General features: G+C 64.0%; 9 protein-coding genes. 2 read left to right on the top strand and 7 right to left on the bottom strand.

The annotated features are described in order from the left end of the window. Positions 1-97: 97 nt before the first annotated feature. From V7756_RS17995 to xdhA, 7 genes are read right to left on the bottom strand one after another with little or no spacing between them, the layout of a single operon-like run. On the bottom strand, positions 98-1,321 hold the full coding sequence (locus V7756_RS17995) for a urate hydroxylase PuuD (protein WP_335611582.1): 1,224 nt from the start codon (positions 1,319-1,321) through the stop codon (positions 98-100). Next, on the bottom strand, positions 1,302-2,681 hold the full coding sequence (gene guaD, locus V7756_RS17990) for a guanine deaminase (RefSeq protein WP_335611581.1): 1,380 nt from the start codon (positions 2,679-2,681) through the stop codon (positions 1,302-1,304). The genes V7756_RS17995 and guaD overlap by 20 nt, the downstream gene beginning before the upstream one ends. Then, positions 2,681-3,025, bottom strand: a complete 345-nt coding sequence (gene uraH / locus V7756_RS17985; protein WP_335611580.1) for a hydroxyisourate hydrolase — start codon at positions 3,023-3,025, stop codon at positions 2,681-2,683. The genes guaD and uraH overlap by 1 nt, the downstream gene beginning before the upstream one ends. Further along, positions 3,022-3,522: a 2-oxo-4-hydroxy-4-carboxy-5-ureidoimidazoline decarboxylase gene (uraD, locus tag V7756_RS17980; protein ID WP_335611579.1), complete on the bottom strand. Its 501-nt coding sequence runs from the start codon at positions 3,520-3,522 to the stop codon at positions 3,022-3,024. The genes uraH and uraD overlap by 4 nt, the downstream gene beginning before the upstream one ends. Beyond that, positions 3,519-4,403: a xanthine dehydrogenase accessory protein XdhC gene (gene xdhC, locus V7756_RS17975; RefSeq protein ID WP_335611578.1), complete on the bottom strand. Its 885-nt coding sequence runs from the start codon at positions 4,401-4,403 to the stop codon at positions 3,519-3,521. The genes uraD and xdhC overlap by 4 nt, the downstream gene beginning before the upstream one ends. Further along, on the bottom strand, positions 4,403-6,757 hold the full coding sequence (gene xdhB / locus V7756_RS17970; protein WP_335611577.1) for a xanthine dehydrogenase molybdopterin binding subunit: 2,355 nt from the start codon (positions 6,755-6,757) through the stop codon (positions 4,403-4,405). Before xdhB ends, xdhC begins: the two co-directional genes overlap by 1 nt. Further along, positions 6,750-8,216: a xanthine dehydrogenase small subunit gene (gene xdhA, locus V7756_RS17965; protein WP_335611584.1), complete on the bottom strand. Its 1,467-nt coding sequence runs from the start codon at positions 8,214-8,216 to the stop codon at positions 6,750-6,752. Before xdhA ends, xdhB begins: the two co-directional genes overlap by 8 nt. A gap of 215 nt (positions 8,217-8,431) precedes the next feature. Here xdhA and V7756_RS17960 point away from each other — a divergent pair, with 215 nt between their 5' ends. Together V7756_RS17960 and V7756_RS17955 are read left to right on the top strand one after the other, a co-directional pair. Next, positions 8,432-9,982 carry an ABC transporter ATP-binding protein gene (locus V7756_RS17960; protein WP_335611576.1) on the top strand — a complete coding sequence of 517 codons (1,551 nt, stop codon included), beginning with the start codon at positions 8,432-8,434 and terminating at the stop codon, positions 9,980-9,982. Beyond that, entirely contained in the window at positions 9,969-11,051 is a 1,083-nt protein-coding gene (locus V7756_RS17955) for an ABC transporter permease (protein ID WP_335611575.1), read from the top strand. The genes V7756_RS17960 and V7756_RS17955 overlap by 14 nt, the downstream gene beginning before the upstream one ends.

Genomic DNA, 11,051 nt, shown 5'->3' with positions numbered 1-11,051 from the left:
GGCCGGATATACGACAGACAACCTGCTCTTGTTATCAAAAACTGGAGGCCTTGCAATGAGGGAGGAGACCATATACGGCCGTCCCGGCAACGTCGGCTCAGGGGTTCTCCCGCAACCACTGCCCCAGCAGGCTGCGCTCTTGCGGGGTGATGCCGGTCATGTTGCCCAGCGGCATGTACTGGGTATTCACGGCAGCTTGTTGCACCTTGGCGCTGTGTTGTTTCAGTTGCGCCAGGTTTTCCAGCATGATGCCCGCCGGAGGGGCTTGGAAGGCCGGGCTGCTCGGTTGGGTGGCGTGGCAGGCGGTGCAGTGGGTAGCCAGCAATTGCTCGATGTCGGCATCGGCCACCGGCGTGACGGCTGCAGGCTCGCCTCCGGCGCTGGTGCTGACCACCGGCGCCTCGGGAGCGCTGGGCGCCAGCGCCCAGATCAGCAGCAGGGTGGCCAGCGCACTGATGATCAGGATCGACGGCTTGTTGATGTGCTGGTGGCGCAGGTTGAAGAAATGCCGCGCGTAAGCGGTAATTGCGCCAATCGCCGCCAGTACCGCCCAGCCGTAAGGATGGCCGTAGAACATTGGGTAATGGTTGCTGATCATGATGAAAATGACCGGCAGCGTCAGGTAGTTGTTGTGGCGTGAACGCAGCATGGCGCGCTGCGCCAGCATGACCACGTGATCATCCGGCTTGCGGCCTTGCTCGACGGCGCTGACCAGCGCGCGCTGCGCCGGCACTATGCCGAGAAATACGTTGGCAACCATGATGGTGCCGATCACCGCGCCCACGTGAATGAAGGCGCCGCGCCCGGCAAACACCTGGAACATCGCCCAGGACACCGCCACCAGAATCAGAAAGAGCACCACCCCGAAAGCCAGCCCATGTTTGGCCAGCGGGCTGCGAATCAGCGCTTCGTAAATCGCCATCACACCCAGCAGGGTGCCCATGCCGATGACGATGGCGCCGAAGGTGCTCAGCTCCAGCTTGCTCGGGTCGATCAGGTAGCCGGGGTTGCCGAAATAGTAGACCGCAAACAGCAGCGCCAGGCCGCTCATCAGGGTGCTGTAGGCCTCCCATTTGAACCAGTGCAGCTGCGCCGGCATTTTCTCGGGGCCCACGTGGTATTTGGCTACCTCGTAAAAACCGCCGCCGTGGATGGCCCAGAGGTCACCCTTGATGCCTTTCTGTTTTTTCCACTCCGGCGGCTCGCGCAGGTTGTTGTCGAGCCAGATGAAGTAGAAGGAAGCGCCGATCCAGGCTACGCCGGCGATCACATGGAACCAGCGGATGATCAGACTCAGCCATTCAGCCAGATATGCATGCATTGAGGGCGGCTCCTTTTGCACTGTCGCGGTCATACCGGCACTGCCCGGCAATGTAGGTACGGCGGATGGCCCGGTCGTCACCCAGAATCATCAGGTCAAAGAGCATCGCCTGCAGCTCGCGCTCGGGCTCATGCTTGAGACGCAAGGCGGGGCTGGCGCTGCGGTCGAGAATCAGAAAGTCCGCGTATTTACCGGGCGCCAGGTTGCCGGTGGTTTCCGCCTGGTGCAGCACGCGTGCGTTGCCCAGGGTGGCCATGTAGAAGGCCTGAAACGGGTTCAGGCTCTGGCCGCGCAGCTGGCAGACCTTGTAGGCCTCGGCCATGGTGGCGAGCATCGACAGGCTGGTGCCGCCGCCCACATCGGTAGCCAGGCCCACTTCAACCTCTGCGGCGCGCGCGCTAGCCAGATCGAACAGGCCGCTGCCCAGAAAGGTGTTGGAGGTGGGGCAAAAGGCGATACGCGTGCCGGTTTCCGCCAGCCGTGCGCGGTCACCGTCATCAATGTGAATGCCGTGCGCCAGCACGCTGCGCTCGCCCAGCAGGCCAAAGTGGTCGTACACGTCCAGATAGCTGCTGCGCTCGGGAAACAGCTCCTTGATCCAGGCGATCTCGGCGTGGTTCTCAGCCCAGTGGGTCTGCATCAGTACGTCGGGGTATTCGGCGACCAGTTGGCCGGCGTAGGTCAACTGCTGCGCGGTCGAGGTCGCGGCAAAGCGCGGAGTAACGGCGTAGCGCTGGCGACCCTGGCCGTGCCAGCGCTCGATCAGCTCCCGGCTCTCGCTATAACTCGCCTCGGCGGTGTCGCGCACGCCTTCGGGGGCGTGGCAGTCCATCATCACCTTGCCGCTGGTGATTGCCATGTTGTAGCCATCGGCAGCGCTGAACAGCGCTTCGGCGGCCACCTTGTGCGAGGTGCTGAACACCAGCGCCGAGGTAGTGCCGTGGGTCAGCAGCAGGTCGAGAAACAGCTGCGATTGATCCGCCGCCCAATCGGCATCGGCAAAGCGCGCCTCGGTCGGGAAGGTGTAGGTTTCCAGCCACTCCAGAAGCTGGGTGCCGTAACTCGCCAGCACCGCCAGTTGTGGCATGTGCACGTGGGTGTCGATCAGACCGGGAATGATCAGGCTGTCCGGCCATTGCTCAATCTCGGCACCCGCCGGAAGGCGCGGCAGTAGCTCGCTGGCGGCGTCGAAGGCCAGCACGCGGCCCTCGCCAACCACCAGCATGCCATCGGCGTGATATTCATGGGCGCTCGGGTCGGGCGCGTTCAGGCCCGGCTCCTTGATAAAGTGCAACAGTGGGCCGCGAAAGGCTGTGCAGCCGGCCGGGAAGGGCGCCGCAGTATGGTGGGTATTGGGCATCAGCTCCCCCGGTAAGTCGAGTAGCCCCACTGGTTCAGCAGCAGCGGCACGTGGTAATGGGCGGTGGTATCGGTCAGCTTGAAGGCGATGGTTACGGCCGGGTAGAAGCATTCCAGCCCCTGACGCGCGTAGTAGCCCTCGGTATCGAAGGTCAGCCGGTAAACGCCCGCCGGGGCGTTCTCGCCAAAGCCGCTCAGCACCCGGCCGTCGGCATCGGTGCTGGCGCTGGCGAGGGTTTGCCAGCCGCTGTCGGTTTGCATCTCCAGGGTAATGGCGACGCCGGCAGCAGGGCAGCCGCCGCCGAGATCCAGAATATGGGTGGTAATCGGACTCTTGGTGCTCATAGCAGTTTATCCAAACGAATATGGGTGATCTTGGCCTGCTCCGCAGCGGCGATGCGGATTTCCTCTTCGCGGGTGTTGGGCAGGCGTTGATGCAGTAGCTCCAGCATCTGCTCGGCGCTTTTGCCGGTGGCGCAGACGATGAAGATGAAGCCGAATTTCTTGAGGTAGGCATCGTTGCCGTCCTTCAGGCGCTGCAGAACATCCTCAGGCGCAACCCGCGCACCCGATTGCTCGCCACTGGCCAGCGCCTCGGTGCTGGCGTACTTGGCCTTCAGACTCTTGATATCGCCGATCTTGGGGTGTGCCTCAAAGGCCACCAGCCAGTCGGTCTCGTGCAGGTTGGGCCAGAGCGCGCGGGCGGTACCGTGCAGGGCTTCGGCCGAGGCGTAGGGGCGTGAATCGACCATGGGCTGGGCCCAGGCATCGGCGGCGCAGCAGTCGCGAAACAGGGTGAGGGCCTCAGCCGCTGGCAGTGTGTTCAGTTCTTGCAGAGTCATTTCGCCTCCACGGGCGGGGTGTTGGGGCTGGCCTCGGCGGCCTCTCCCTGCTTCATCAGGTCACGCAGCGCGGGCCAGCTGACGCCGCGACGGGTAGCGCGCGGCTGCGCTTGCGCTGCCAGGCTGAGCAGCTCGGCGCTGATCGAGACCGCAACCTCCATGGGCCGCTTGCCGGGGACATCGGAGCGTCCGACCGGGCAGCGGATACTGCTGATCTGCGACTCGCTGTAACCCCGATGCTGCAGCCGCTGGCGGAAACGCTCGGCCTTGGTCTGCGAGCCGATCAAGCCGACGCTGGCGGCATGGCCGGCATTCAGCAAGGCGCGGCACAGGTCGTAGTCCAGTTGATGGTTATGCGTCAGGATCAGCACGTGGCTGTCGGCGCACAGCTCGGCGACGTCGGCCACCGGGTCATCGCTGTGATGCCGGCGCACGTTGGCCGGTATCTCCGCCGGGAAGCTCTCGGCGCGGGAATCTACCCAGGTCACCTGCCACGGCAGCTGCCCCACGATGGCCATCAGCGCCTGGGCCACATGGCCGGCGCCGAATACCACCAGGCGTGCATCGCTGCCACGCTGACCTTCCAGCAGCACTGAAACGCTGCCGCCGCAGCATTGGCCCAGACTGGCGCCCAACGGAAAGTGCTCCAACTGGGTCTCATAGCGCGCCGCCGCCAATTGCTCGCGGGCCCGCGCTGTCACCAGGTATTCCAGATGACCGCCGCCAATGGTGTCGAAGGTATATTCGCCGGTAACCACCATCTTGCTCGAAGGCTCACGCGGCACCGAGCCAGCGACGCCAACCACGGTCACCAGCACATAGGGCTCACCGCGGCGCTCGCAGTCGGCCACGGCTTCATACCAGAGCATGCGCTTGTCCATTACACGGCCTCCTGCTCGGCGCCGGCCCAGGCGCGTGCTGCGGTCACCGCCGCGAGCATACGCTCGGGCGTGGCCGGGGTATCCAGCGGCGGACTGTAGCGGTAGTCATTCAGGCTGGCGACGGCATCCCGCAGGGCGCTCCACACCGCGATACCGAGCATCAAAGGTGGCTCGCCCACGGCCTTGGAACGGAACACCGTGGCCTCACGGTTGGGGCTGGCCGGCAGCAGGTTGACGCGCAGATCGGGCGGCGTGTCGCTCACCGCCGGAATCTTGTAGGTGGCGGGTCCGGTGGTCATCAGTCGACCCTGTTCGTTATAGACCAGCTCTTCGGTGGTCAGCCAGCCCATGCCCTGCACAAAGCCGCCTTCGATCTGGCCGATGTCGATAGCCGGGTTCAGCGACTGCCCGACGTCGTGCAGGATGTCGGTGCGCACCACGCGGTACTCACCGGTCAGGGTATCCAATACCACCTCGGAGCAGGCCGCGCCGTTGGCGTAGTAGAGGAAGGGGTGGCCCTGGCCGGTGGCATGGTCGTAATAGATCTTCGGGGTGGCGTAGAAACCGCTGGAAGACAGCGACACGCGGTTCATGTAGGCCTTCTGCACAAACTCGGCCCAGCCCAGCCGCTCGTCACCGGCAACCACCTGATTGTTCTCGAAACGTACCTGCTCGGGCTTGCAGCCATAGTGGTCGGCGGCAAAGGCCACCAGACCGGCCTTGATCTTCTCGCAGGCATCCAGCGCCGCCATGCCGTTGAGGTCGGAGCCGGAAGAGGCGGCGGTAGGCGAGGTATTGGGCACCTTGTCGGTGCGCGTGGCCGAGACCTTGACCTTGTCCACGTCCACCTGGAAGGCCGCCGCGACCACCTGGGCGATCTTGATATACAGGCCCTGGCCCATCTCGGTGCCGCCGTGGTTCACATGCAGGCTGCCGTCGGTATAGATCAGCACCAGCGCGCCGGCCTGATTCAGATGCTTGGCGGTAAAGGAAATACCGAACTTGACCGGCGTCAGCGCCAGCCCGCGCTTGAGAATCGGGCTCTGCCGGTTGAACGCGGTGATCTCCTCGCGCCGGGTGCGGTAATCCGAGCTGGCCTCCAGCTGCGCCACCAGTTCCGGCAGGATATGCTGCTCTATCACCTGACCGTAATGGGTGGTATCGCGGCCGGGGCGGTAGAGATTGCGCTTGCGCACATCCAGCGGGTCGAGCTGCAGGTGGCGGGCAATGTCATCCACCGCCTGCTCGATCACCATCATGCCCTGCGGCCCGCCAAAACCGCGGAAGGCGGTGTTGGAGACCGTGTGGGTCTTGCAGCAATGGCCGGTGACGCGCGCCTGATCCAGGTAATAGCCATTATCAGAGTGGAACATGGCGCGCTCGACAATGGCGTTGGACAGGTCGGGCGAGAAGCCGCAGCGGCCGGCGACCATGATCTCGGCGCCCTGGATCAGGCCCTGATCATCAAAGCCGATGTCGTAAGTGTTGAAAAAGTCGTGGCGCTTGCCGGTCTGCACCATATCGTCCGGGCGCGACAGGCGGTATTTCACCGGCTTGCCGGTGACGTGCGCCAACAACGCGGCTACGCAGCCCAGCGCGGCGGCCTGGGTCTCCTTGCCACCAAAGCCGCCGCCCATGCGCCGCACCTCGGCCTGCACCGAGTGAATCGGCAGGCCGAGCACTTCGGCCACCAGCTTCTGCACCTCAGAGGGATGCTGGCTGGAGGTGTGCACAAACATGCCGCCGTCTTCGAGCGGCTCCACCAGCGCGACCTGACTTTCGAGATAGAAGTGCTCCTGGCCGCCCACGTTGATCTCGCCCTGCAGGCGATGTGGCGCAGCGGCCAGCGCCTGATCCGGATCGCCACGCTGTTGGGTGTGGCTGGGCCGCACGAAGAAGGACTTACCCAGCGCCTCGCGGGCATTCAGAATCGCCGGCAGGGTTTCGTATTCCACTTTCGCCAAACGGGCCGCCTTGCGCGCTGCGGTGTGGCTGGTGGCCGCGACGGCGAAGATCGGCTGGCCGATGTGCTCGACCAGCTCGCTGGCCAGCACCGGATCGCCGGGGAATACCGGGCCGATGTCCGTGTGCCCGGGTACGTCGGCCAGGGTAATCACGGCGACTACGCCGGGATAGGCGCGTACGGCGCTCAGATCCATGCTCAGGATGCGGGCATGGGCCTTTTCGCTATGGCCGACGGCCGCGTGCAGCAGGCCTTCCGGCTCGCGTAGATCGTCGATGTAGCGGGCCTGGCCGCGCACGTGCAGCCAGGCGCTGTCGTGCAAGGCGCTCTGGCCGGCAATGCCGACGGCCTGGCCGCTCTGGCGGGAGATATCGCGGGGTAGCTTACGCATAGTCGGTCACCATCAATGCAGCGCCGCCGCTGGTGGGCGCGCGGTGTTCATACAGGGCACGGCGCAGCAGATTGCCGGCCACTTGCTGTCGGTAGGCAGCAGAGGCGCGCACATCCGACATGGGGGTGAAATCCTGCGCCAGCGCGCTGGCTGCGGCAGTGACCGCCGGCTCGTCAAAGGCCTGACCGCGCAGCGCTGCCTCGGCGTTGCGCGCACGCTTGGGAATGCCGGCCATACCGCCGTAGGCCAGACGGCAGTCGGCGATCTGCTCGCCCTCCAAGCGCAGCCAGAAGGCCGCCAGTACGGCAGAGATATCGTCATCCAGGCGTTTGGAGATCTTGTAGATAAACAGCCGCTCGTTGGCCGCCGGCTTGGCTACGCGCACCGCGCGGATAAATTCGCCGGGTTGCAGAGCGGTTTTCTTGTAATCCAGAAAGAAGTCTTCCAGCGCCAGCCAGCGGCTGCCTTGCGCGCCGTCCAGCTGCACCTCGGCGCCCAGCGCAATCAACGGCGGCGGCATGTCGCCAATCGGTGAGGCGTTGCCGATGTTGCCGCCCAGGGTGCCGCGGTTACGAATTTGCAGCGAACCCAGGCGTTCCAGCATGGGCGCGAACGCCGGCCAGTACTGATTGAGCAGCGGGCCGAACTCGACATAGCTCAGGGCCGACCCGATGGTCAGGTTTTGTTCGTCCTGTTGCAGCGCGCGCAGCTCGGCCACCTGCTCGACGGAAATCAGCTGCGGCAGGGTTTTCAGTTGCTGGGTCATCTCCAGCGCCAGATCGGTACTGCCGGCGACCAGTCGCGCCTGTGGCTTTGCTGCCAAGAGCGCGCGCAGGTCCGCGAGCGAAAGCGGCGCAGTGAAGCTGTTGCCTGCCTCATCCTGCAGCACGGCGGCGCGCTCGCGCGCGGCCATAAAGGCAGGCGTCGGCGCCGGGCTGAAAACCGCATTGCCGTCCCACTGCTGCACGCTGTCGACCAGAGTGCGGGCGCCAGCTTCCACAATCGGTCGATAACCGGTGCAGCGACACAGATTGCCGGCCAGGGCCTCCATCAACCGGTGCGCGGTCGCGGGCTGTCCTGCCGTCGCGACCTGCTGATGCAGGCCCACCAGCGACATCACAATGCCCGGGGTACAGAAGCCGCACTGCGAGCCGTTGCATTCCACCATGGCGGTCTGCACCGGGTGTGCCGGTTCCTGCTGCAAGGCTTCTACCGTAATCAGATGCTTGCCGTGCAGAGCGCCGACCAGACCAATACAGCTGTTCATGGCGGCATATTGCCACTCGCCAGCCGCGTCCAGGTCGCCCAGCAGCACAGTGCAAGCGCCACAATCACCCGAGGCGCAGCCTTCTTTTGTACCGTTAAGCCGCATTTTGGTGCGCAACCAGTCTAAAATGCTCAGGTTTGGGTCAGTCTGGTCAAGTTTTTGCGGCTGCCCATTCAGATAGAACTCAATCACTGTCATCTCCGCGCTATCCAGTATTCGCCGGTTTCCGGCGGACGTTCTGTCACAGGGCCGCTACAGCGCCTGTGCAGGCTATGCGTTGGTTTTGCAAAAACTTGACCAACTAGTCTGAAAATATGAATTTTAATATTTTCCTGCTTTTGGCAAGCAAATTGCTCACAGACAAAATGTTGATTGATTGGTCAGTTTATTCTAATTGAGGATGCTGGATGGCAACCGCAGAACGCTTGAGACTCGAGAACATCGTCAAGGAGTACCCCGGCTGTCGGGCCAACGACGCTGTGCACCTCTCGGTCCAGGCCGGTGAAATACATGCCCTGCTGGGCGAGAATGGCGCGGGCAAGAGCACCCTGATGAAGATCATCTACGGGGTGATCCAGCCTGATGCCGGCACCCTGACCTGGAATGGGCACCCGCTCACCTTGCAAGGTCCGGCCCATGCCCGTGAACTGGGTATCGGCATGGTATTCCAGCACTTTTCGCTATTCGAAACCCTGACCGTCGCAGAGAACATCGCGCTGAGCCTGCCGGCCGCCCAGGCCCGCGACCGCGCCAAACTGGATGCGCGCATCCGCGAGGTCTCCGAGCACTACGGCATGGCGCTCGACCCACGGCGGTTCGTCAATACGCTGTCGATTGGCGAGCGTCAGCGCGTGGAAATCGTCCGCTGTCTGATACAGGATAGCTCGTTGCTGATTCTCGACGAGCCCACCTCGGTGCTGACCCCGCAGGAAGTCCAGGTGCTGTTTCGCACCCTGCGCCAACTCTCGCAGGAAGGCTGCAGCATCCTGTTTATCAGCCACAAGTTGCAGGAAGTGCGCGACCTCTGTCATCGCGCCACCGTGCTGCGCCAGGGGCGGGTGACCGGTGAGTGTAATCCGGGCGAAATCACCACCGACGATATCGCGCGCATGATGGTCGGCAACGAGACGCCGCTGTCTACTCAGGTAGACCCGCACGAGCCCGGCGAGTTGCTGCTGCAGGTCGACAACCTCAACTACCAGACCCGCGACCCCTTCGGCACCAGTTTGCAGGACATTTGCATGAACCTGCGCGCCGGCGAGATCGTCGGCATCGCCGGCGTTGCCGGCAACGGTCAGGATGAACTGCTGCGTGCGCTGTCCGGTGAGATCAAGGTAACCAACCAGAGCCTGCAATTGCAGGGCATGCACATTGGCGACGCCGGCCCGGCCGTGCGCCGCAAGCTCGGCGTGGCCGTGGTGCCCGAAGAGCGCCTGGGCCGCGGCGCCGTGCCGTCCATGTCGCTGGTCGACAACAGCCTGCTGACGGCCTACGGCCAGGGCCTGACTCGCAAGGGCTGGGTGGGTCTTGGTAAGGTGCGTGACTATGCCAGCCGCGTGGTCGAGCAGTTTGGCGTGCGCACCGCCAGCATCGACAGCCAGGCCACCAGCCTGTCGGGCGGTAACCTGCAGAAATTCATCATCGGACGTGAAGCGCTGCAGCAGCCCAAGCTGCTGGTCGCCTCGCATCCGACCTGGGGCGTCGACGTTGGCTCCGCCGTGGCGATTCACGAGGCGCTGGTCAAACTGCGTAACCAGGGCGCCGCCGTACTGCTGATCTCCGAAGATCTGGATGAACTGTTCCAGCTCTGTGGCCGCATGGGCGCGATCTGCGCCGGCAAGCTGTCACCGCTGGTTCCCACTGGCGACCTCACCATCGAAAAACTTGGCCAATGGATGGCCGGCGATTTCCACGCTGCCACTGCTACCAACACGGAGACCAAGCATGCTGTCGCTTGAGCGTCGCGCCGTCGACTCCCGCGCCATGCAATGGGCTTCCCCGCTGCTGGCACTGATTCTTACCGTGATAACCGGGCTGTTCATGTTCATGGCGCTCGGCAAAGACCCAATCGAAGGTCTGACCTTCTTCTTTCTCACACCGCTGAGCGATTCGCACGGCTGGGCCGAGCTGGGCCTGAAGATGGCGCCACTGCTGCTCTGCGCCGCAGGCCTGACCATCTGCTACCGCGCCCGGATCTGGAACATCGGCGCCGAGGGTCACTTTCTCATGGGCTCGCTGTGGGCCAGCGTGGCCGCGCTGCAGCTCAGCTCGCAGAGCGGTGTCTGGGTGCTGCCCGTGGTGCTACTGGCCGGGATTATTGCCGGTGCACTCTGGGCCTTGCTGGCAGGGGTGCTGAAGACGCAGTTTCACTGCAATGAAATCCTCACCACCATCATGCTCAACTACATCGCGCTGAACCTGCTGATATACGCGGTGCATGGGCCATTGAAAGACCCCTACGGCTTCGGCTTTCCGCAATCGGAGATGTTTGCCGCCGCGGCGCTGCTGCCCAAGCTGATCCCTGATACCCGCCTGCACATCGGCCTGTTGTTTGCCTTGTTGGCGGCCGTGGCTGTGGGCGTGCTCTTTGCCCGCACCTTCATCGGCTTCCAGCTCAAGGTCCTGGGGCAGGATGAACGCGCCGCCGCCTTTGCCGGCTTCCCGGCCAAACGCCTGACCCTGCTGGCCTTCATTCTGGCCGGTGGCCTGGCCGGGCTGGCCGGCGCCAGCGAGGTGACCGGCCCCCTCGGTCAACTGGTACCGCAGGTGTCGCCCGGCTATGGCTACACCGCGATCATCGTGGTGTTTCTGGGCCGTATGCAGGCGGTGGGCATTATTCTCGCAGCGGCGCTGCTGGCGCTGACCTTCATGGGCGGCGAGATGCTGCAGATTGCGATGAACCTGCCCAAGGCCATCACCGGACTGTTCCAGGGGCTGCTGCTGTTCTATCTGCTGACCTGCGACGCCTTCATTCATTACCGCATTCGTATTCGCCGCGCCCCCGCGGCCAGCGCCGGGGAGGCTTGA

Origin of the sequence: Halopseudomonas sp., assembly GCF_036961105.1 — a bacterium.
Classification (GTDB): Bacteria; Pseudomonadota; Gammaproteobacteria; order Pseudomonadales; family Pseudomonadaceae; genus Halopseudomonas.
The sequence above is the reverse complement of the archived record's forward strand: the minus strand, read 5'-3'. Positions and strand labels throughout refer to the sequence as shown.